This is a genomic window from Vreelandella venusta (assembly GCF_015689495.1).
GTDB classification, from domain to species: Bacteria; Pseudomonadota; Gammaproteobacteria; order Pseudomonadales; family Halomonadaceae; genus Vreelandella; species Vreelandella venusta.
Genome location: NZ_CP065135.1, coordinates 4,147,122 through 4,169,976 on the forward strand (window position 1 = coordinate 4,147,122; position 22,855 = coordinate 4,169,976).

Here is a 22,855-nt window from a genome sequence, read left to right on the forward strand (position 1 = left end):
CATGCCATTTTTATATCGATCAACATGCACTGCGCTTATTCTTGCCTACCCTTTGCTTGCCTTTGCTGAAGCTCCTGACGAAACACTCGATGATGTGTTAGTGACCGGTGAGCGCCTCAGCACCAGCAGTGAAGGCACTCAACGCTATACAGTTCCCGCTAGCCGCAGTGCGGTCGGGCTGTCATTAACACCGCGCGAGACGCCCCAATCCACAAGTGTTATTACTCGCCAGCAGATCGACGACCGCGCGGCTCAGTCAGGCGGTGATGTTTTAGCCCAAGTACCCGGTGTTTCGCCAAGCCGAGCTGACAGTAACCGGATTAGCTATGCCGCACGTGGTTTTTCAATCCGTAGCGTGCAGTTTGACGGACTCAGTATTCCGCTCAGCGGTTTTTGGAATTTTGGCGATACCGACTGGGATGCGGCGATTTATGACCGTGTTGAAGTAGTGCGCGGGGCAACCGGTTTATTGACCGGCGCTGGCGAACCTTCGGCAAGCGTTAACTTTATTCGCAAACGCCCGTTGTCCGAAGCGGCTGCCTCTGTTTCCGCAGGCCTCGGCCGTTGGGACCGGCGCCGCGTCACCGCGGATGTGTCTGTCCCATTAAGCAGCGATGGCACGACAGGGGCCCGCTTTGTCGTCGCCAAAGACCAGAACGATAGTTTTATCTCTCATCTCGAAGATGACCATGAGACGCTTTACGGTGTTATCAGTAGCGAGCTTACCCCCGCGACTCAATTAACCGTAGGGGTTGAATATCAGCACAACGAGACGCTCGGCGCAGGGGCCAGTGTCCCGGCTTTTTATGCTGATGGCAGCCGAACGGACTTTGACCGCAGCGCCTCTAACAACACCGACTGGTCAACGTTTTACAACGAGACCACTCGCGTGTTCGCTGATCTTAGCCACCAATTGGATAACGGCTGGACGTTACGCGCCGCCGTTAGTCATAACGATGGTAACTATGGCCTAGAGTACCTTTATCGCGGCGGCTTCCCAGACAGGGAAACTGGCCTTGGTATGTCCAGCTCTTTCTTAAATTACCGCGGCAACCGCACTCAACAAACCGTGAACGTGACGGCCGAAGGTGATTTCAGCTTATTTGGCCGCCAGCACGAGCTGGGCTTTGGCTGGATGCATAACGAAGATGACTTCGAGATAAAGCTGGCCACGCCAGTTGGTACACCGCCTTCCGTGGGCAGTTACTTTAATTGGCGAGACAGCGTGGTGGCTAAACCCCAATGGGGGCAGTTCAACAGCTCAGATAATATGCAGGTAACGCAAAGCGGCGGCTTTATGGTGTCGCGCTTTTCGTTGAGTGATCCGCTGAATCTTATTCTCGGTGCACGCCTAAGCGACTGGGAATTGGATCAGACTTATTATGGATCTGAGCGGCAGTACCGATATAGCAACGAAATAACGCCTTATGCAGGCATTATCTACGATATTAATGACTACGCCTCTGTTTACGCGAGTTATACCGAGATTTTCCAGTCTCAGAATGCCCGCCGTGAGGATGGCTCTCTGCTTGATCCTATTCAGGGCCGCAGCTATGAACTGGGGGCTAAGGCAACCCTTCTGAACGGCCACTTGGATAGCAGCATTGCACTGTTTAGAACGGAGCAAAACGGTGTGGCAGAAGCCATTCCGGGTGTTGATGTGATCGGCCAGCCGGGTACGTCCGCCCACCGCAGCGTTGATGGTAATCAGGTCAATGGCGTTGAAGTCGAATTGATTGGTGAAGTGGCCTCAGGCTGGAATTTAAGCGCCAGCTACACACTAGCCAATGCAGAAAACTCCGACGGCGAGCGGACTAACACAACCCATCCGCGCCAACAGGTCAAACTGTTTACCACTTACCAACTACCGGGTGCATGGAGTGGCTTAACACTGGGCGGCGGGGCTCGTTGGCAAAGCGATATTTGGCGGAACACATCTAGTCCCAATGGCCAAGTTAAGGTTGGGCAAGACGCTTACGCCGTTGCTGATCTGATGGCACGCTACCGCTTCAACGATCAATTGAGCGCGCAATTGAATATCAACAACGTGTTTGACAAGGACTACTACGAGCAAATTGGTTTCTACAGCCAGTACTGGCTTGGCGAATCTCGTAGTGCCGTTATGTCGATCAACTGGGATTGGTGAGAAGCTGATGCTGTTACGCTCATTAATCACCCTGTTAATTGCGGCTGCCCCCATGACGGGGGCAGTGGCTGATACCGATCGGTTTCCCGTTGTCATCCCAAGCCCACTGGGAACAGCCACCATTGACGAGCCACCGCAGCGCGTCGTCACCCTTGGCGTTGGTGCTGATGATATTGCCATTTCACTTGGCGTGGTGCCGGTCGGGGTCAGCCGTGCGGAGTGGGGCGGCGATGAAGATGGCTATTGGCCATGGGTACGAGACGCTCTAGAAGCACAGGCAATGCCGCTCCCCACCACGATTACCCAATACCCCGAACTGGATGTTGAAGCACTGCTCGCGCTGGAGCCGGATGTCATTCTGGCACCTTCCAGTGGTGTTCCAGACGCTATTTATGATCTGCTGTCGCCACTGGTGCCCATTGTCGCTTACCCAGAGCGTCCTTACCTCACCTCTGTTGATGAGCAGATTGAACGTATTGCACAAGCGCTTGGCGTGCCGGAACAAGGCGCTGCCTTAATACGTCATCTCGACACATCGCTGAGGACTGCAGGCGAGTCTTATCCAAGTCTTGCGGACACCACTTTTGCCTATGTGCGGCCCGACCCAGCCTCCGGAAACGTCTCTGTGTATTTAGCAGACGACCCTCGCGTTGGCACACTGACAGGCCTTGGACTTCACTTGTCACCAACGGTTGAAGGCCTTTCTCCAAGCGGTAATCACTTTGCGCACTACCTAGGGTTTGAACATCTGCCCATGCTCGAAGATGTCGATTTAGTGGTCTCTTGGTATCACAGCGCAGAGCAGCGCGATAGAGTCGCTGAGCTACCGCTGTTTGCCTCATTGCCAGCCATTTCAGATGGCCGCTATCTGGCGCTGACCGATCAGCCATTAATCGTGGCTAGCTCTGCTGGTTCGCCACTAGCGACTCAATGGATGATCGAGCGGCTCTTGCCACGTCTTGCCGAGGCAGCAGAACAGCGATGAATGCTGAAGCGGGTATGGAGAACGGCCTATTTCCCTCTTTACGGCAACGAACACGCTGGCTGGTTGGGCTAATGGGAGCGGTACTGCTGTTTGGCTGGATCAATCTCTCAGTCGGAGCAGAACACCTCTCCCCTTATCAAGTATGGCGGGCACTTCAAGCGCTAGACACTAGCTACGCCAACGACTTAGTGGAAGCTCGCCTGTCACGCACACTGCTCGCCATCGCCACCGGCGCGGCACTTGCTGTCGCCGGTACACTGCTACAAAATTTAACTCGCAACCCGCTAGCCGAGCCTGGGCTGCTGGGCATCAATGCAGGCGCAGCCGCATCTCTGGTAACCGCTGGCTTGGTGCTTGGCTCGCTGCCTGCAGGCGCTTTTTGGTTAGCGCTACCTGGCGCGCTTTGCGTGGCTGTTTTAGTCGGCGTTCAGAGCGCTTACCGCCAGCATGACCCAGCACATCTGCTGCTGTTAGGGGCGGCGCTTAACGCCGTTCTCTTTGCCTACGTACAAGCCGTTACCCTTACCCACCCCGCCTTATTTGCTAACTATCGCTTCTGGATCGTTGGGTCCATCAATGGGCATACGTTAGATGAGGCTCAGCGACTATTGGGCTGGATAACGGTCGGACTAGGGCTGTCGTTTATCCTCCCGCGCTTTTTGCACGTCCTGCAAATGGGTGACGGCGTGACCAAAGCGCTGGGGCTGAATGCGGGTTGTTTGAGGCTGGCGGTGCTTAGCGGTAGCGCGCTGCTAGCGGCGATTTCAACCGCCACGGTGGGCCCTATCGCCTTTGTGGGCTTAGCCGTGCCGTTATTGGCCAAAAAAATTGCCGGTCATTACGTTTATTGGCAACTTGCCATCGCCCTAGTGATGGGCCCCCTTATGATGATCGTGGCAGACCTGCTCGCCCGCCTTTTGCTAAGCCCTGCTGAAATCATGACAGGGATCCTGACAGCGCTGCTAGGCGCGCCATTTCTGTTAGTCGCTGTGCGCATTAACCAGCGCGGTGTGTGAGTTATGATGAAACGCTTTAATACGTTACTGCCAGCCTCCCGTCTTTTACTCCCCTGGCGTTTGCCGCCCTGTCTTTTGCCACCCCGTGCTTTAGCCCCCTACGTGTTGGCCAGTATCGTCGCTTTAGGACTATTACTGGGTTCTCTCATGCTAGGAAGCCAAGGGCTTAGCAAGGAAGCGCTTGGGCACCTTATCCAAGGTAATGCGACACCGTTTGAACAGTGGCAGGCGTTTACGCTGCGCTTACCACGGGCATTCGTCGCGCTGTGTGCTGGCTTTGCGCTGGGTGTATCGGGCGCTCTGTTTCAAGGCATCACCCGCAACCCGTTAGGCAGTCCCGATATTATCGGCCTTACTGCCAGCGCTAGCCTGGGAGCACTGCTGGCAAGCAGCTGGTTGGTGGGCATTATGTCTACCACGACAGGAGCCGCACTAGGTGCGATCATCGGCACACTGGCGGTCTATAGCGGCTCTGGGCGTGGTTTTCGCCACCCCTCTTCAATGATTATTGCTGGCATCGCTATCAATGCCTTGGCTCTAGCAGGTGTGCAGCTAAATTTGACCTGGCTGGGTCAAGAGCAAGCGCGAGACGCGATGATTTGGCTTAGCGGTAGCGTAGCAGGACGCCAGTGGCACGATCTTTGGCCAATGCTTGGCCTGTGTTTGCTGTTACTGCCCGGTGTTGTGCTGATAGCTCCCCGGCTGCGTCTGATGGCGCTTGGCGACCCCGTCGCCAAAAGCCTCGGCGTTAATCTGGCAGCCTCACGCTTATTAAGTGCCTTAATGGGGGCTTTTCTAGCAGGTGGCGCGGTCGCGACGGTAGGGCCGATTGCGTTTGTGTCACTTGCCGCCCCCCAGTTGGCGTTACGCCTGTGGCGAAAACCGGGACCTCTCCCCTTAGCAGCGGGCGTAGTTGGAGCCCTGCTCCTTTTAGCGGCAGACTTAGCGGCTCAGTACTCATTACCGTCTGGGGCGTTACCCGTCGGGGTTTTAACAGCCGGGCTGGGCGGCGTCTATTTGGTTTATTTATTAAATCGCCAGCGGCGGGGATAACTACCGCTGCTGGAGAAAGCGCTCAAACATCGCCAAACCAAGAAATACCACTCCCGCCGAGATACTTAGACAGCCCAACCATAGCGTTATTGCCAGCCCAGTGCTCCAGGTTTCCATCGCCAACCAAAGCGGCCAACCGAGTATCGCGCCGCCCGCCCAGAGCCAAGGTTTTTGTTGAGCAGGCTTAAGGCCACAACGGCGTCGGTGGCGGCTATCCGACAGCGCAATTAAGGCAAAGCCCAGCGTACCGAGTGCTAGCAGCGTGATCAGCATCATGACGCCACCTGAATAGGTGGCACACGCGGAAGCGTTTTTTTAGCGGCTCGCCTCATCTGCCAGACGATGATCAGCGCGCTGACCAAGCAGATCAGGTCAACGCTGACACGCTGCCAATTACCTGCGGTCAGCTCACCTAGAACACGATAGGAAGGCACCAAGAGATTAAGTATTGGCAGGCACAGCAACAAGATAACGATCAGAATTAACTGCTCCCGCCACGCCTGCGAGGCCGAGCGTCTTAAGGCAGCGTGTAGCAGCGCCAGTAGCCAGGCGGCAAAGAAAAAATGGATTTCCCATTGGGCGCGCCCACTAAGCGCCACCGGTAAAAGTCGATTGCTGGCGAAAAAGGCCAATACGGCAATCGGCATGCCAGCCAACGTGGCTATATTAAGCCGCTCGACACACCACATCCCCACTACGCCGCCCTTCTTATGCTTACGCTTTGACGTCCACAGCAGTAGCCCAGTTGCCACCATGCCACACCCAGCAGCCCCTAACGCAAAATAGATCCAGCGCATGCCCCAGTCGGCAAAACGGCCGGCATGTAACCCCACCATAATGCCATGTGCTTGTTCATCCATGCGTTGCGGCTGAGTCTCTGCTAACAATGCGCCCGAACTGGCCGCATAGATACGTTGTGGGCGGTGCGCGGATAATGCCTCGTGGGTACTTTGCCAAACCACGGCACGCGCACCTGCATCCCCCGGGTGGCTAATCCTTAAGGACTGCACCGGCTTCTGCCAATGCGCTTCAGCATCACCGACCATTTCGCTAAGGGCATATAACGCTGCAGGCTGCCCCGTAGCCGGGCCGGAGAGTGGAAAGGCATGCAGCTCACTGGTCGCTTGGCGACGCGCGTCAGCATCGGGAAACGCGCGCTCTACTCCCCAAGGCATATAGAGCGACATGAGTGTTATCAAGCCGGTGTAGGTAATCATTAACTGAAAAGGTAGCGCTAACACCGAAAATGCATTGTGCGCATCAAGCCAACTGCGCGCGCCCTTTTGGGGCCGGAAAGCAAAAAAGTCGCGCAGGATTTTTTTATGGGTTATCACGCCGCTAATGATTGCCACGAACATCATCATGGTGGCGATACCAACGATCCAGCGGCCATAGATGGCGGGCAGATGATGCAATTGGAAATGGAATCGATAGAAAAAATCCCCCCCACGCGTTTCTCGCGGGGTAACCAACGTCAGAGTGGTTGGGTCAAGTATCGACCGCTCTCTCCCATCCTGCCCAAACCAGACGGCTGTCGAAACAGCCTCGCGCTCATTAGGGAAGGTGATCTGCCAGCTTCTCGCTGAGGAAGCATGTTCAGTAAGATAGTGCTGCCAGTAATCCGCTAGGCGTCGATTGTCCCACTCAGCATTCGTGGCGACACTCGGAAGTTCGGGCTGCATCCACAACGAGATACTCTCTTTGAAGTAACTCAGAGTGCCCGTCAGAAAAACGGCAAATAGCAGCCAAGCAGCCAACAAGCCGCACCATGTGTGCAGCTGGGCCATATTACGCCTCACGCTGCGCTTAGTGGACGCCATAGTTAGCCACCACTAGAAGGCCGCCAATGGCTAGACCGATAGCCCCCCAAAGACGTATCAAACTCGGCGTGATAAACGACCAGATCGCCACGCCCGCCCAAATAATGAAGCTTCCCATCATGCCGATACGCAGAGACATCATGGTATCAAACGGTAAGCCAAGCGCTGCCACCGAAAACAGTGCAGCAACGATATAGCCGCCAAGCGTCGCGGCCAGGATGCGTAATATCAGCAGCCAATAGGAAGAGGATAAGACGTTGAGCAGCATGGTGCATCTCGGTGCAGGTCACAGACCACCATTTTAATGCAAAAGGTTTTCATTTGCATTAGTGAAAATAACTTATTTAGCACCTGCTGCACAACGTTTAGGTTAACCAAATGCGCGGTGTGTGGGCGACATGAGCGATCCAGTGCGGGCGCAGTACATGCCACGCCTGCTCACACAGCGTCCAGGCTTCATTGCGTGAGTTTCCGAGATAACGTAATAACAGCACGCCCTGGCGAACGGTAACCGCCCAGCGCGGGTTATCCGGCAGCGCTTCGCGTAGCTCCTCAATCGCCACACCGGTATCTTCTAAGCCCACCGCCCATAGCGTGGCTTGCACCGTGGCGCCCCCCTGCCCCCAGCGCCCGTTAAAACGCGGATGTGCAGGATCCAACGGTTGGCGTTCAAGCCACAGCGGCTTGCCATCTAGGGTTAAACGAAAGTGCTGTTCAATGCGGCCTGTTACATAGGGAAGTTCACTGGCGGGGCGGCCCAGCGCCATGATTTCCCAGCCCAAGCAACGGGCACTGCCATGCAACGCAATATGCGTTCGCTGAGCGCCTTTGGAGCCATCAAAGGCGATCGTTTCTTGAGGAAGCCACTCAAGGATGCCGCCATCTTCCACGTTAAGCTCAGTCTGTTGGTTCCAGGCAACGCCCTGACTGTCAGCTTTATAAAGCTTGTTAGCCGCAGGGGTGGTGAGCAGCGCATGAGCATCACGCTCGATGTGGGCGCGAATCGTCAGGGCATCGCCACTGACTAAACCACCGGGTGGATGCAGCACGTACACATGGCAAGCTTCCGTGCTGCCTTCTGGGTAAAACGGCCGCTGTACTCGTAGCGGCCCTTGGTGACGAGCCTGCACCAATCGGGTTGAGCCCTCACGGTTAGCAAAACGCAGCCCCAGCGATGCCGCCCAGTGGCGCTCGCCATCAAAGCGATGGCCTGAGCTAGCGGCAGGTGTCGCAAGTTCACACAGAGTCATGGCGCTATCGCTTCCAGTTGGTCAATATTTCAACTTGAAATGCAAGGAGTGCGCCAAAATGGTGAAAAACCACGTTTCTTTGTCGACACAATAACTTAAGCCTTGAGATTGTTAGCCAATAACGGTCTTGAGCACCAAAAAAGAGCGTCAAAATGGATAAGCGCACCACGTTGGAGCAACCTTCAACGCTGTTAGAAGAAGGCCAAAGCCTTGTTAACCTAGGCTGGGAACGCTTCTTCGCCAACCACTAAATGGTAAGCGTTGGGGACTGTATCGTTGCTAAACTGATACGCACATAGTCATCAGCAGAGTTCAATAATGACACGCACCCATCACCCTTCCCCTACCTTCCAGTTGCGCTTAGCGTTAAACCACGACGTGGTAATTGGCCCTGGTAAGGCTGACCTGTTGGAAATGATTGATCAAACCGGCTCAATTTCTGCGGCGGGCCGCGCGCTGAACATGAGTTATAAAAAAGCCTGGCAACTGCTCGAAACTATGAACGGCTACTTTTTATCACCGCTGGTAGTCACAAGTTCCGGTGGAAATGCACGAGGTGGAGCACACCTAACAGAGATGGGCAAACAAGTACTTACCCACTATCGAGCACTGGAAAAGCAGTTTGTGATGGCAACGCCTGACGATGCCAAAGCACTGCTAGCGCTTCTGTCACCTTCTGATGATGCCGAGCGCGACAATGATTGATCGCCATCCAGCCACGCGTTATTTGTCATTGAACACGCGCTGAGTATTCGCTAATCTCCGCTATATCCATGTGGAAATAGCGGAATAAAACGATGCTTAACTTCGGTGTGAACAATCGCCTGCTTGCCAGCGTTATTCTATTTAGCCTTCCGACGGCATCAGCGCTCGCGAGCGACAATGTGCACGTTGCAGCCGCTGCGTCGCTGACCGATGCGCTAAACGATGCCATTGCGGTTTATGAAACACATAATGACGTTGATGTGACCGCGATTTATGCTTCGTCGTCTACCCTTGCTCGACAAATCGCCAGCGGCAGTCCCGCGCAGCTATTTCTTTCCGCAAATGTGACGTGGATGGATTGGCTTGAAGATCAGCATATCAATGTGCAGCAACGTAGGGATTTACTGCAAAATCGATTGGCGCTTGTTAGTGCCAGCGATAGCGTGCCAATGCAGTTCACCCCGGGGGAAGGCATCGCTATTGAAACGCTATTAGGCGAGCGCGACCGACTGTCCGTGGGAGACCCAGACCATGTACCGGCCGGTATCTATACCCAGCAAGCACTGGAGACACTGGGCGAATGGGAAGCTCTAGCGCCGCGCCTAGCCCGTGGCAGTGATGTGCGCGCTGCATTAGCGCTGGTAGAGCGTGAAGAAACACCCATCGGTGTGGTGTATCAAACGGATGCTTTTGCCAGCAAGGCCGTCAGGGTACTTGGGTTATTCCCAGCCGCCAGCCACGACCCCATTACGTACCCCATCGCCCTGATTGATGCCGAGCAAAACGCTGCTGCCGTGGCGCTACGAGAGTGGCTAGCCAGTGAAGAAGCCCTCGCTATCTTTGCCGAGCACGGCTTTGACACAAGCATCAGTGCACCGTGACGCTTTCTCCAGCGGAGTGGGAGGCTATTCGCCTAAGCTTACTGATCGGCTTAGCGGCGGTTGCATGGATATTGCCCCCAGGCATTGCCGTCGCTTGGTGGCTAGCCCGCTATCATTTTCGCGGGAAAGCATTGGTCAATGGTTTGATACACTTGCCACTGGTTCTGCCGCCCGTGGTTGTGGGATATCTACTGTTAATTGGCTTGGGCAGGCAAGGGATGTTTGGTCAATGGCTTTACAGCAACTTAGGCGTATCATTGCCATTTACTTGGCAAGGGGCAGCCGTTGCTAGCGGCGTAATGGCGTTTCCGTTACTGGTGAGGGCTCTGCGTTTATCTCTTGAGGCTGTTGACCCCAAACTCGAAGCGGCTGCCAGCACGCTAGGCGCTAGTCGCTGGCGGGTATTCACCACCATCACATTGCCGCTGGCGATCCCCGGCCTGCTAACAGGTACCGTGCTGGCTTTTGCTCGCGCGCTTTCCGAGTTCGGTGCCACTATCACTTTCGCCTCTAATATCCCTGGTGAAACGCGCACCTTACCCCTAGCACTCTATACGCTAATTCAGACACCCGGTCAGGAAGCCGCTGCGGCACGGCTATGTTTTCTCGCCATCATTATTGCCCTGCTCTCGTTAATTGCCTCTGAATGGCTAGCGCGCCGCACCCAACAGCGTTTACAGGAACGTGATGCCTACTAACCCAACGTCCCCCGACGCCTCTTCCCATTCATCGCTATCGCTCTCTGTTGAACAGCGTCTTGGTAACTTCCAGCTGCAAGCATCGCTCACGCTGCCCGCTAGCGGTGTGACCGGTATTTTTGGCAGATCAGGAAGCGGCAAAACCAGCCTACTGCGCATTATTGCAGGCTTGGACAAACCCGACGTAGGCAAACTGCAGCTCGGCGACCAGGTGCTACTAGACACCCAACAGCGCCAGAATGTACCCGCCCATCAACGGCGCATTGGCGTTGTGTTCCAGGAGGCGCGTCTTTTTCCTCATTACCGAGTGCGAGGCAACCTCACCTACGGCATGCCTAAACGAGCAACTCACCGCTTCGATGAGATTGTCGAATTGCTTGGCATCGGGCATTTACTTGAGCGGATACCAGGCACGCTTTCGGGCGGCGAAGCTCGCCGAGTCGCCATAGGCAGGGCACTACTGAGCGATCCTCAGCTACTGCTAATGGATGAACCACTCTCCGGATTGGATGGGCCACGTAAGCAAGAGCTGTTGCGCTTCATTGCGCGACTGACTCGCCAAGTTCAAATCCCGGTGATTTACGTCAGCCACGACCCCGAAGAGATCTCTGCAATTGCTGATCATCTCGTACTGATGAAAGCGGGGCACGTTATCGCTAGCGATCCATTGCATGATCTTTTGCAGCGCTTTGATTTAACCGAGGAGCTGGGAGGGTTCGATGCCGCCTCGATTATCGAAGGTCGAGTTGTCGAACATGACGATGTATATCAGCTAACCCATCTTGCGCTTGATAAGTGTCACCAATTAATAATACCGGGTATATCAGCGCCCATCGGCAGCCGTTTGCGCGTACGCATCTTTGCACGGGATATTGCCTTGGCACTCTCACCGACAAAGGACACCAGCTACCGTAATCAGCTCGCGGCTACTATTAAAAAAATGGAAACGTTGCCCACCAGCCCACACTCGGTGGAGCTGCTGTTGAGCCTCGGTTCTATTCACCTTAGGTCACGCTTAACTCGCAAGTCCTCAGATGAAATGAAACTCGCTGTAGGTAAGCAGGTGACAGCGCTAGTGCGCAGTGTATCGATCTTGCATTACTAATACACAACGACGGAGCTATGAATTGATTTAGCACTCGTTTTATCCGACGCCAATAGTCCCTACGTGTCAATTGACCGCACCGCCCTCACATTTTCATAAGGAAATTTCAGCTAAAATTGCCAAGCGCTCTATATGAAACAACATAACACGGCCCAAATAGCGTATCGAGTAAATGCACTTATCACGTTCAGTAGGGACTCTTTGGTATCGCATAGCGCTTTATATGGCGTTTGTGGCGATGCATCTCCTACTGGGCGGGCCGCTAATTTCGCAGTATCAAGCAGGTGGGCAACATCACTCTAACCACGGCACTGACCACTCTTCTAGCCATTCATCAAGTCACCAGAATGGAAACCATCATCAGCACGCGGCCCCGCAAGCAAGTCAACATCACCACTCTGCAGGCCATGCTGAAGCGGTAGAGCCGATATTCAACTGGTTTCACCAATGTGGCTACTGCACCGTCTGGCAACAGTTTCCAACGACACCAACCGCTCTTCCCGCGATCAGCCAGCAAGCGTTTATCACGCACGGGCAACTGCTGACGCAACCGACACAGGCGATGCGGTCCTGTGATAACTACCCCCACGCGCTAACGCGAGCTCCGCCCTTTTTGCGACGTGTATAACGCCACATCGTCAGCCCTTTCAGCCTGAAGCTCGCTTCAGGCGAGTGGCTGTCTACATCAAAAAAAGGGATCATCATGTCGCATCTAGCTACTGGGCATGGCGTCGTTACGCCTGCCCGTTTAAAAAACCGTTTTCAACGACACGCACTAACATTAAGCATCGCCGCGGCATCGAGCGTGGCTGTTCAAAGCACATGGGCACAGTCGCCTGCCGCTCACCACGACCATCATCATGCGCTCAACACCATGGTCGTCACCGATGTACCGCTAAGCTCGCCACTTACGGTGGAAACTGACCCACGCATACCGCGCCAACCGGCCCCTGCCAGCGACGGTGCCGACTACCTTCAGACCATTCCGGGGTTCTCTGCCATTCGTAACGGCGGCACCAACGGTGACCCGGTTTTCCGTGGCATGTTTGGCTCGCGTCTACGGGTGCTGACCAATGGCAGCCAAATGCTAGGTGCTTGCCCGGCGCGCATGGATGCGCCGACGTCTTATATCTCACCTGAAAATTACGACAGCCTCACCGTCACCAAAGGGCCACAGTCGGTGCTATGGGGGCCAGGTGCCTCAGCGGCAACGGTGCGCTTTGACCGCGGCCCAGAAGAGTTCGATGAAGCGGGCGTACGTGTAGATGGCAGCGTCATGCTGGGCACCTATGGGCGCTTTGATCGCCGCGTTGATGCCGCAGTGGGTAATCAAGCAGGCTATCTGCGCATTACTGGCAACCAATCAGAGGCCAACGACTATAAAGATGGCGACGGCAACGCTGTGCCCTCTCAGTGGGATAAATGGAACGGCGACGTGGCCATAGGCTGGACACCCGACGACGACACTTGGCTTGAAGTCACCGCTGGCCGAGGAGACGGTGAAGCGCGCTATGCCGGACGGGGCATGGATGGCAGTAAGTTTCTGCGCGAAACCGTGGGCATACGTTTTCAGCGCGAGAATTTAGGCGAGCACTGGAAACGCCTGGAAATGCAGGCCAACTATGCCTACGCCGACCATATTATGGATAACTTTACCCTTCGTTCACCGGGCAGCATGAGCATGGGTGGCGGCATGGATATGGGCAGCGGCATGGACATGGGTGGCGGCATGGACATGGGCGGCGGCATGGATATGGGCGGCGGCATGGACATGGGCGGTGGCATGGACATGGGCGGCGGCATGGATATGAGTAACGGCATGGCCATGCGAGTTGATCGCCGTACTCGAAGTGCGCGCGCTGCGTCCACCTGGGAGTGGGAAAACACCAGCTGGATCGCTGGCGTCGACGTTGAACATCAGGTACACCGCAACCTGGATGGAGAGCGCTGGCAACCCGATTACAAGCAGACCCAGTTCGGCGCCTTCAGCGAGGTCACCCAGTATATAGGTGAACGTGACCGCCTGATTGGTGGTGCCCGGGTAGACCGCTATCGCGTCAGTGACGAGAGCCTGGATACGGCTACCGCAGGCCTTACCCGCCGTGACACTCTGCCCAGTGCCTTTGTCCGCTACGAGCAAGATTTAGCCTCAGCACCAATCACTTGGTATGCCGGTGTTGGGCATGTGGAACGCTTTCCTGACTATTGGGAGCTAAGTTCCAACAAAGCGGGCCCGGCCGGCAGCTTGAATGCCTTCGATGGCGTTCAAGCCGAAAAAACCACCCAGTTGGATATCGGTGCTCAGTACAACGACCAGCGCTTGAGCGCGTGGGTGTCCGGATATGCAGGATATGTAAACGATTTTATTCTGTTTGATTACAACACAGCGGGCATGGGCACTACTCAAATCGATAACATTGATGCCCAGATTGCAGGTGCCGAAGTGGGCGCCAGCTATCAAATAACCGACAACTGGGTGGGCAATGCATCCCTGGCCTATGCCTGGGGACGTAATGCCGACGACAATGAAGCCTTACCTCAAATCCCACCGCTGGAAGCTAATGTTGGCTTGACCTATGCACGCGACGCTTACTCCGTGGGCGGCCTATGGCGTGGCGTCGCGGCACAAAACCGCACTGCGCTCGAAAAAGGCAATGTCGTCGGCCAAGACCTGGAATCATCCTCAGGTTTCGGGTTGTTCTCGCTTAATGGCGCGTATCACGCAAGCAACCACCTAACCTTGAGTGTGGGTGTGGATAACGTTTTCGACACCACTTACACCGAGCACCTGAACCTAGCGGGTAACGCCGCTTTTGGCTACCCCGCTGATCTGGATCGCGGTATTAACGAGCCTGGCCGGATGGTGTGGGCACGGGCCGACTTCAGCTTCTGATTCACTCAGGTGCTCTACTGAGCACCTGTTTCCCCCGACTCATTAAACCAGCAGGCTCGTTGCCTGGTGGTCTGGAGACACTACATGACGACCGCGTCCTCCTCACAAGAAGGTAAACGCAAAACCTTCGATCTTTATCGCGCCGTTTGGCGCTGGCATTTTTACGCTGGCCTTTTGGTGCTGCCGTTTATGATTAGTCTGGCGATCACTGGCGGGCTGTATTTATTCAAAGACGAACTGGACGCGCTGATACACGCTGATGTTAAGCGCGTGGCCGTTCAAGAGGCCACGCTGCCTCCCTCTGCGCTGGTAAGTGCAGCGCTGACGGCTCATCCCGGCACCGCCGTAAAATTCACCGACCCCGCGACGCCGGATAGCTCCGCGGAGATCACGGTTAACACAGCGGAGGGCGAGCGATTAGCGGTTTACGTTAACCCTTACACGGCTAATGTACTGGGAGCACTGGATGACCGCGGTACAGTCATGTGGACCGTTCGCTATTTACACAGTTTGAAATACTTTGGCCCAACGGCGCGCAAACTGATTGAAATAGCTGGCGGCTGGTCAATTCTACTGGTGCTCACCGGCATCTACCTGTGGTGGCCACGGCGTAAAGGCGCAGGCGGCGTGGTTAGCGTACGTGGCAAGCCGAAAAGCCGGGTATTCTGGCGCGATTTGCATGCGGTTACCGGGCTATTTGTCGGCGCCTTTATCGTCTTTCTGGCGATCACGGGCATGCCCTGGTCAGGCGTGTGGGGCGGGCAGGTTAACCAGTGGGCCAACGGTAACAATTTTGGCTACCCCGCCGGTGTGCGCGTTGAAGTGCCCATGTCGGAGGCACGTTTAAACGAGCAAAGCCCAACCAATTGGTCACTCGAACAGGCACAGCTCCCAGAATCCTCACAGCAGCCAGGTCAGGCAGAGAGCATCGGCCTTGACGGTGCTGTCGCCATTTTCAATGAACTGGGATTACATCATGGCTATGCCGTCAGCCTGCCGACTACGGCAACCGGTGTGTACACCGGCTCGGTCTATCCCAATGACCTTAGCCAACAGCGCGTGGTCCACCTTGATCAGTACACTGGCGAGCGCTTGATCGACATGAGCTATGCCGACTATGGACCCTTGGGCCGTTGGTTGGAATTTGGTATTAACGTGCATATGGGTCAGCAGTTTGGATTATTCAATCAACTCTTGTTCTTGGCGGTCTGCCTAGCCATTATTCTGCTGGCAGTGTCAGCGGCGGTGATGTGGTGGAAGCGACGCCCCTCGGGCGCGATGGGAGTCCCACCACTACCGAGCGATAAACGGGTGTTTCGTGGCCTGACTGTCATGCTGGTGATAGGGGGAGTTATTTTTCCGCTCGTCGGCGCTTCCTTGATCTTTATGCTTATCGTTGACTGGTTTGTCGTTCAACGCTTACAGGAACGCCGTTTAGCTAGTCAAACTGCCTAAGCCTTGCTCAACAACTCGTTCCTTATCATCAATCCTATGCGCTAATTAATGAGGAGCTGGGAAAATGGTGCCTTTCCACCAATGCACCATTTTCCCATGCGCCTTATGTTTATTCCCACCCTCACCCAAGCTCACCTCTCAGCTCTTTTCAACGCCGTTTATCCGCTTGACATTGGATGAATCGCGCCACAAACTTAGCCAAGGCTATACTTCTTTCCTTAAGACAATCAGTTTACACAAAGCAATTTAACCCCATCTACCTCATGACGAGTCTGGAGCTAAATAATGGCAACAAAACATGCCGTGATTCTATTGGGAGCGCTGCCTTTAAGTGCGTTGGCAACTGCCGATGAGACGCCCTTAAACGTGGTGGCAACGATTGGGATGATTGCCGATGTGGCGCAGGAAGTTGGCGGCGAATGCGTTAATGTGGAAGCCATGATGGGCCCAGGCGTAGATCCCCATTTGTATCAGGCAAGCGCTAGCGATGTGGCAACGCTGCGAAACGCAGAACAGATTTTCTACTCAGGCTATTCGCTGGAAGGCCAGCTAGGCGACGTACTGGAAAGGTTCTCCGAGCGCACACCTACGCTTGCCGTCGCCCCTGCCTCGATTGACCCCGCATCATTGATTACCTCACAGGATGTGTACGGCATCGATCCTCATCTGTGGATGGACGTTTCTTTATGGGCACAAACACTGCCCACGCTCAATACTGCGCTGAGTGAAGCGCGCCCCGACTGCGCCGCGACGTTTGATGCCAATACCGAGCGTTATCAGGCTCAACTGCTTGCCCTGCACGAATGGGTGACAGACAGTATCGCCAGCATTCCCGATGAGCAACGCATTCTGGTCACCGCTCACGATGCCTTCGGCTACTTTGGCCGCGCCTACGATATCGACGTGGAAGGCATACAAGGCATTAGCACAGAAACGGAAACGGGTATTGCTGATATTCGCAACATGACAGATATTGTGGTGGATCGCGCAGTTCCGGCCCTTTTCATCGAGAGCACCATTAACCCGCGCACGGTTCAGGCAGTTATTGATGCCGCCCAACAACGGGGCCAGGTTGTCGAAATTGGCGGTGAACTCTACTCCGATGCCATGGGTGACCCGGACACGGTCGATGGCACTTATATGGGCATGATCTACCGCAACACCCAGCATATTGTCGAAGCGCTTGGCGGTACCCTGGCACCGCTTCCCGAAGAAATGAACGATTGGGCTACCGAGTGGAAGCTCGCTCACTAATCATTCAATAAGGCACTGCAACAATGGCGACACCCGCAACAACCGACACGGCGCTCAGCATTCAGAACCTGACCGTCAGCTATCATAATCAGCCCGTTCTCTGGGATATTAACCTGGAGATTCCTACCGGCGTGATGGCAGGCATTGTCGGCCCTAACGGGGCGGGTAAGAGCACGCTAATCAAGAGCCTGCTGGAGCTTGTACCATCGCTTTCCGGCGAGGTCATGGTGCATGGCCGCCCCTACGCCTCACAGCGCAAACGCGTTGGCTATGTGCCGCAGCGCTCCAGCGTCGATTGGGACTTCCCGACCACCGCGCTGGATGTGGTCACCATGGGGCTTTACGGTCGCCTGGGCTGGCTCCGGCGCCCAGGGCGCAAGGAGCGTAACGAGTCACTGGAAGCCCTGGAGATGGTGGGAATGAGCGCCTACGCTGACCGCCAGATCAGCCAGCTTTCCGGCGGCCAACAGCAGCGAGTGTTTCTGGCCCGCGCACTGGTGCAACAGGCCGATGTGTACTTTCTCGATGAGCCCATGGCCGGGGTTGATGCCACCACTGAGCGAGCTATTATCGACATTCTGCGCCGCCTGCGTGATGCGGGTAAAACGCTGATTGTTGTCCACCATGACCTGCAAACCGTACGTAATTACTTCGACTGGCTGTTGTTGCTTAACGTCCGTGTGATTGCCAGCGGCAAGGCTGAAGAGGTGTTTAATATTGACTATCTGCGTCAGGCGTACGGTGGCCAGATTGCCCTGTTGAACGATAGCGACGCCCTAATGTTCACTGCTTCGAAGGTGAAATAACCCATGCAGTGGCTTGACCTTCTTTCTGATTACACCTTTCAAAACGTGGTGATTGGTGCCTCGCTACTGGGGCTGATCAGCGGCCCACTGGGCTGCTTTGCGGTGTTACGCCGCCAGAGCCTGCTCGGTGACGCCATCTCCCACGCGGCGCTGCCCGGCGTGTGTTTAAGCTTTATCATCACCGGCAGTCGGGATATGGGCGGCGTTATCATTGGCTCATTGGCCACTGGCTCGTTAGCCGCGCTGACGATGCTGCTGCTGACCCGCAAAAGCCGCTTGAAAACCGATGCTGCCCTCGGCATTTGCCTAAGCATTTTCTTTGCTATAGGCATCGTGTTACTGACCTATATCCAGGGTACCAACAACGCCTCCCAAGGGGGGCTAGAAGCCTTTTTGTTCGGCCAAGCCGCCGCTACGCTACGCTCGGATCTGTGGGTAATGGGCAGCATCACCCTTGTCACTCTCACGCTGCTCGCTATCTTCTGGAAACAAGCCAAGCTGGTCACTTTTGATGGGCAATACGCCCGCTCGCTCGGCATGCCCGTCAACGCCATCGAAGCCGCGCTTACCGCTATGGTGGCGCTCGCCGTGGTGGTCGGCTTGCAAATGGTTGGCGTGATACTAATGGCCGCCATGATCGTGGCGCCAGCCGCTGCGGCCCGGCAGTGGAGTCGTCACTTGGGGGGGATGCTGGTTATTGCCGCTGGCATCGGTGTTGTCAGTGGGGTCTCGGGAGCAACCATCAGTACCTTGTCCCGTGGTCTGGCAACCGGCCCGCTGGTGATTCTCACTGCAACGGTTATTGTCATCATCTCGCTGGCGCTTGCTCCCGGACGTGGCCTGCTGTGGGGCTTCATCAAGCATTATCGCCAAAAAGAAGCGCTGCAGAAGCAGCAGTTACTCTACACGCTTTACAAGCACCCCGACGCCTCCCGACACTACCGTGCAACATTTAGCGCACGCATGGTGCTGAGTAAACTTAAGCGCCAAGGCTACCTTATACGCTCCTCTGACGGCGGCGCCGGATGGGCGCTAACATCACTGGGAGAAAAGGCAGCCAAACAGGTGGTCGCCACCTTTGAAGAGGTCGTGACATGATTGCTGAATTACTAACCAACACGGCGCTGCCCATTATTCTGGTAGGTGCCATGGTTGGCATTGCCTCCTCGGCGGTGGGTACCTTCCTGGTGCTGCGCGGCAACAGCATGCTCACTGATGCGATTAGCCACTCCATTGTGTTTGGCATTGTGATTGTCTGGCTACTGACCAAACAGCAAAGCGGGCCGGTGCAGCTAATAGGCGCCGCATTAACCGGGCTATTAACCGTGTTACTTACCGAGGCCCTGGCCAACACCAAGCGGGTAAAGCAGGATGCCGCCATCGGCCTGGTTTTCCCGGCGCTGTTCTCCATCGGCGTGCTGTTACTTAACGTCTACGCCAACGATGTGCATATCGACACGCATACTGTGCTGCTCGGTGAAATCGGCTTTGTCTGGTTGGATACTCTCGACATTTTCGGTCTACCCATCCCCAAGGCGCTAGTATCGATGAGCGTAATGACACTGATCAATTACGCGTTTATCGGGCTCTTTTATAAGGAGCTGAAACTGGCCACCTTCGATCCAGCGCTGGCCAAAACGTTCGGCTTTATGCCTTCGATTCTTTTCTATGTGCTGCTAATGCTAACTAGCTCAACCGCCGTAGCGGCCTTTGATGCCGTGGGGGCAGTACTGTTTATCGCCTTTGCCATTGTGCCCGCTTCCGCCGCCTATTTATTGACCGACCGGCTGTGGATGATGTTTATCATCGGTGCGCTAATTTCGATCGCTTCAAGTATTTCTGGCTACTACCTCGCCGTGTATTTCAACGTCTCCATTGGCGGTATGATGGCGATAATGACCGGCGTTTTCCTAATCCTCGCCTTCCTCGCTGGCCCACGCTACGGCGTGATTACTCAGCACATGAAACGCCGCCGCGCCCGCGAAACACCAGAAGCGCCAAGTTCGTTGCCGTAGCAGTGCGATTCAACAGAGGCGTTTTATGCAATCACCACAAACGGAGACTCCCAACCGGGTGTGGATAACTTAAACGGTCAAGTGCTGTTTGATCAGTTCGTTGGAAAGCTCGGCGATCTCGCCTTTGGCCACCGGACGGCCACGATCCATAATCACAAAGCGGTCGGCGTATTTACGCGCAAAGGGTAGCTTCTGCTCGACCAGTAGCACCGTTAGGCCATCTTCTTTGATCAACTGGCGAATCACCTGACCGATTTGCGCCACAATATTGGGCTGAATGCCCTCCCCGGGTTCATCCAAAATCAGCAGCTTGGGCTCTATTACCAGCGCGCGGCCAATGGCGAGCTGCTGTTGTTGACCACCAGATAAGTCACCGCCACGGCGGTGCTTCATCTCTTTTAAAACCGGGAACAGCTCATAGATACGCTCGGGGATTTTTTTCAACCCATCACGGCGCGCTGCCAAGCCGGTGCGTAAATTCTCTTCCACGCTGAGCAGCGGAAAAATCTGCCGCCCCTGGGGGACAAAGCCAATACCCAAACGAGAGCGCGCTTCCACGGCTTTTTGGGTCAGCTCAATGTCGCTGCCCTCCCCCTGATAGCGCAGCTGGCCACTCTTTACGGCCACTTCGCCCATAATAGCTTTCATTAAGGTGGTTTTACCCACCCCGTTGCGGCCCATTACGCAAGTGCACTGGCCTTCAGGCACATCGAGGTCTAGATCCCACAAGGTATGGCTTTCGCCGTAGAACTGGTTAAGCTTTTCAATCGTCAGCATTAGGCAGCCTCCTCATCGTCCGCACCCAGATACACCTCAACCACCTTGGGGTCGCTTGATACCTGATCCATACTGCCTTCCGCCAGCACGCTGCCTTGGTGCAACACGGTCACTTTACGGGCAATGGAGCGTACAAAGCCCATATCGTGCTCGACCACAACCACCGACTGCTTACCGGCGAGGCCCGTCAGCAGCTCGGCGGTACGCTCCATCTCCTGTTCCGTCATTCCGGCAACCGGCTCATCTACCAGCAGTAAACGCGGGCGCTGCATTAACAGCATGCCAATTTCCAGCCACTGCTTTTGGCCGTGGGAAAGAATCCCTGCTGGCTGGTAACGCAGCTCGGTCAGGCCAATCGTTTCAAGCACTTCATCGATGCGGTCTTTAATTTCACCGCTCATGCGGGCAGTCAGCGTGGGAAAAATGCGCTTATCAGCGGCCATCGCCAACTCCAGGTTTTCAAACACACTTAGCGCTTCAAAGACCGTGGGCTTTTGAAACTTACGGCCAATTCCCAAGCTGGCGATATCCGGCTCGTTCATTTGCAGTAGATTATGGCGACTGCCAAACCACACGCTGCCTGCGTTGGGGCGTGTTTTGCCGGTGATGATATCCATCATGGTGGTTTTACCGGCCCCGTTGGGGCCGATAATGCAGCGCAGTTCACCATCATCAATGGTCAGGTTTAAGTTATTGATTGCCTTGAAGCCATCGAAGCTCACCGAGACATCTTCCATATACAGAATCGGTCCATGGCGCACATCCACCGGTGATGCCTGAGGAGCCATAAACTCAAACACCCGATCCCGCGTGGTTAGCGATTGCAACAAACTCATGCGGTAGCCTCCTCTGGCAAGGCAGCGGATTTTTGGCGGCGTTTTAGGTGGCGCAATAACCCTGCTACGCCTTTGGGTAGCAACACGGTGACCAAAACAAACAGCGCGCCTAAGGCAAACAGCCACGCATCGGGCATCACGCCGGTGAAGATGGTTTTGGCATAGTTGACTAAGATTGCCCCGATAACCGCTCCATATAGCGTGGCGCGGCCACCCAGTGCCACCCATAGCACAACTTCAATCGAGAAAATTGGCGAGAACTCACTGGGGTTGATAATCCCTACCTGAGGGACATAAAGCGCGCCAGCCAAGCCTGCCAGCATGGCGGAAACCACGAATACAAACAGCTGGAAGCGTTCGACCCGATAGCCAATAAACCGCGTGCGGGCCTCAGCGTCCCGGGTTGCCACGCACACTCGGCCTAGCTTGCTGGTAACAATCGCTCGACACAGGATGTAGCCCAGCGCCAGCGCAACGCCGGTGGCAATAAACAGCCCTAAGCGGGTGTCGTTGCTGCGTAGGTTGTAGCCCAGCAGCTCGCGAAAATCGGTCAGCCCGTTGTTGCCACCAAAGCCCATCTCATTGCGGAAGAATGCCAGCATCAGGGCAAAAGTCAGCGCCTGGGTAATAATCGACAGATACACCCCAGTGACCCGCGAGCGAAACGCTAAAAAGCCGAAGACCAGTGCCAATAGCCCAGGGGCTAACAGCACCATGGCAAACGCAAACCAGGCCATATCAAAACCGAGCCAGTACCAGGGCAAGCTGTCCCAGTTGAGAAACACCATAAAATCCGGCAGTACCGGGTCACCATAAGTACCGCGATCACCGATTTGGCGCATCAGGTACATGCCCATGGCGTAACCGCCAATGGCAAAAAACGCCCCGTGGCCCAGGCTCAGAATGCCCAAATAGCCCCATACCAAATCCACCGCCACTGCCAGCAGCGCGTAGCTTAAGTACTTACCGAACAGATTCACGGTATAAGCATTAACGTGCAGCGGGTGGCCTTGGGGCAGCGCTAAATGGAGCACCGTAACCAGCAGCAGGGCGGCAAACAGCACGCCAAGAAAAATCTGCGTGGCCCGTTCGCTAAACGGGCGGGTTAGCCAAAACTGGCGTGAAGATGATTGCGTCATTAATGAGATCGTTGATGACAT

General features: G+C 55.3%; 22 protein-coding genes. 15 read left to right on the plus strand and 7 right to left on the minus strand.

The window, feature by feature from the left end:
- The first annotated feature begins 1 nt into the window (after position 1).
- From fauA to IR195_RS19090, 4 genes are read left to right on the plus strand one after another with little or no spacing between them, the layout of a single operon-like run.
- Positions 2-2,146: a TonB-dependent alcaligin siderophore receptor FauA gene (fauA, locus tag IR195_RS19075; RefSeq protein ID WP_206048345.1), complete on the plus strand. Its 2,145-nt coding sequence runs from the start codon at positions 2-4 to the stop codon at positions 2,144-2,146.
- A gap of 7 nt (positions 2,147-2,153) precedes the next feature.
- Positions 2,154-3,131 (plus strand): iron-siderophore ABC transporter substrate-binding protein, encoded by a 978-nt coding sequence (locus tag IR195_RS19080; protein WP_125752695.1) that lies wholly within the window; start codon positions 2,154-2,156, stop codon positions 3,129-3,131.
- On the plus strand, positions 3,128-4,147 hold the full coding sequence (locus IR195_RS19085; RefSeq protein WP_146942521.1) for a FecCD family ABC transporter permease: 1,020 nt from the start codon (positions 3,128-3,130) through the stop codon (positions 4,145-4,147). The genes IR195_RS19080 and IR195_RS19085 overlap by 4 nt, the downstream gene beginning before the upstream one ends.
- 3 nt (positions 4,148-4,150) lie before the next feature.
- On the plus strand, positions 4,151-5,200 hold the full coding sequence (locus IR195_RS19090) for a FecCD family ABC transporter permease (RefSeq protein ID WP_146942408.1): 1,050 nt from the start codon (positions 4,151-4,153) through the stop codon (positions 5,198-5,200).
- Here the strand turns inward: IR195_RS19090 and IR195_RS19095 are convergent, their stop codons facing one another.
- The 4 genes from IR195_RS19095 to IR195_RS19110 form a co-directional block, all read right to left on the minus strand.
- Positions 5,201-5,476 (minus strand): DUF3325 family protein, encoded by a 276-nt coding sequence (locus tag IR195_RS19095; protein ID WP_125752704.1) that lies wholly within the window; start codon positions 5,474-5,476, stop codon positions 5,201-5,203.
- Positions 5,473-6,987: a PepSY-associated TM helix domain-containing protein gene (locus IR195_RS19100; protein WP_206048346.1), complete on the minus strand. Its 1,515-nt coding sequence runs from the start codon at positions 6,985-6,987 to the stop codon at positions 5,473-5,475. Before IR195_RS19100 ends, IR195_RS19095 begins: the two co-directional genes overlap by 4 nt.
- A gap of 19 nt (positions 6,988-7,006) precedes the next feature.
- Complete coding sequence (locus tag IR195_RS19105) at positions 7,007-7,288, minus strand: DUF3649 domain-containing protein (protein WP_193059649.1); 282 nt, start codon at positions 7,286-7,288, stop codon at positions 7,007-7,009.
- 97 nt (positions 7,289-7,385) lie between these two features.
- Complete coding sequence (locus IR195_RS19110; RefSeq protein ID WP_206048347.1) at positions 7,386-8,270, minus strand: urease accessory protein UreD; 885 nt, start codon at positions 8,268-8,270, stop codon at positions 7,386-7,388.
- A gap of 318 nt (positions 8,271-8,588) precedes the next feature.
- On the opposite strand from IR195_RS19110, the gene IR195_RS19115 reads away from it, so the two are divergent.
- From IR195_RS19115 to IR195_RS19165, 11 genes are all read left to right on the plus strand, one after another.
- Positions 8,589-8,975, plus strand: a complete 387-nt coding sequence (locus IR195_RS19115) for a winged helix-turn-helix domain-containing protein (RefSeq protein WP_125752717.1) — start codon at positions 8,589-8,591, stop codon at positions 8,973-8,975.
- 92 nt (positions 8,976-9,067) lie between these two features.
- Positions 9,068-9,856 carry a molybdate ABC transporter substrate-binding protein gene (gene modA, locus IR195_RS19120; RefSeq protein ID WP_146942398.1) on the plus strand — a complete coding sequence of 263 codons (789 nt, stop codon included), beginning with the start codon at positions 9,068-9,070 and terminating at the stop codon, positions 9,854-9,856.
- Entirely contained in the window at positions 9,853-10,554 is a 702-nt protein-coding gene (gene modB / locus IR195_RS19125) for a molybdate ABC transporter permease subunit (protein ID WP_146942396.1), read from the plus strand. The genes modA and modB overlap by 4 nt, the downstream gene beginning before the upstream one ends.
- A complete protein-coding gene (gene modC, locus IR195_RS19130) occupies positions 10,544-11,659 on the plus strand; it encodes a molybdenum ABC transporter ATP-binding protein (protein ID WP_206048348.1) in 1,116 nt (371 codons plus the stop codon). Before modB ends, modC begins: the two co-directional genes overlap by 11 nt.
- A gap of 238 nt (positions 11,660-11,897) precedes the next feature.
- Positions 11,898-12,287, plus strand: coding sequence for a DUF2946 domain-containing protein (locus IR195_RS19135; RefSeq protein WP_206048349.1), 390 nt, complete (start codon positions 11,898-11,900; stop codon positions 12,285-12,287).
- Between the two features lie 75 nt (positions 12,288-12,362).
- Positions 12,363-14,552: a TonB-dependent receptor domain-containing protein gene (locus IR195_RS19140; protein WP_206048350.1), complete on the plus strand. Its 2,190-nt coding sequence runs from the start codon at positions 12,363-12,365 to the stop codon at positions 14,550-14,552.
- Between the two features lie 84 nt (positions 14,553-14,636).
- Entirely contained in the window at positions 14,637-16,007 is a 1,371-nt protein-coding gene (locus IR195_RS19145; protein ID WP_206048351.1) for a PepSY-associated TM helix domain-containing protein, read from the plus strand.
- 285 nt (positions 16,008-16,292) lie between these two features.
- The gene (locus IR195_RS19150; protein ID WP_206048352.1) at positions 16,293-17,261 is read left to right on the plus strand and encodes a metal ABC transporter solute-binding protein, Zn/Mn family; all 969 of its coding nucleotides are present in this window, start codon (positions 16,293-16,295) and stop codon (positions 17,259-17,261) included.
- 23 nt (positions 17,262-17,284) lie between these two features.
- A complete protein-coding gene (locus IR195_RS19155) occupies positions 17,285-18,067 on the plus strand; it encodes a metal ABC transporter ATP-binding protein (RefSeq protein ID WP_206048353.1) in 783 nt (260 codons plus the stop codon).
- Between the two features lie 3 nt (positions 18,068-18,070).
- Positions 18,071-19,165: a metal ABC transporter permease gene (locus IR195_RS19160; RefSeq protein ID WP_206048354.1), complete on the plus strand. Its 1,095-nt coding sequence runs from the start codon at positions 18,071-18,073 to the stop codon at positions 19,163-19,165.
- Positions 19,162-20,082, plus strand: a complete 921-nt coding sequence (locus IR195_RS19165) for a metal ABC transporter permease (RefSeq protein ID WP_206048355.1) — start codon at positions 19,162-19,164, stop codon at positions 20,080-20,082. Before IR195_RS19160 ends, IR195_RS19165 begins: the two co-directional genes overlap by 4 nt.
- A 69-nt stretch (positions 20,083-20,151) precedes the next feature.
- On the opposite strand, the gene urtE is transcribed toward IR195_RS19165, so the two are convergent.
- From urtE to urtC, 3 genes are read right to left on the minus strand one after another with little or no spacing between them, the layout of a single operon-like run.
- A complete protein-coding gene (gene urtE, locus IR195_RS19170) occupies positions 20,152-20,859 on the minus strand; it encodes an urea ABC transporter ATP-binding subunit UrtE (RefSeq protein WP_125752753.1) in 708 nt (235 codons plus the stop codon).
- Positions 20,859-21,695 carry an urea ABC transporter ATP-binding protein UrtD gene (gene urtD / locus IR195_RS19175; protein ID WP_206048356.1) on the minus strand — a complete coding sequence of 279 codons (837 nt, stop codon included), beginning with the start codon at positions 21,693-21,695 and terminating at the stop codon, positions 20,859-20,861. The genes urtE and urtD overlap by 1 nt, the downstream gene beginning before the upstream one ends.
- The gene (urtC, locus tag IR195_RS19180; protein WP_206048357.1) at positions 21,692-22,855 is read right to left on the minus strand and encodes an urea ABC transporter permease subunit UrtC; all 1,164 of its coding nucleotides are present in this window, start codon (positions 22,853-22,855) and stop codon (positions 21,692-21,694) included. Before urtC ends, urtD begins: the two co-directional genes overlap by 4 nt.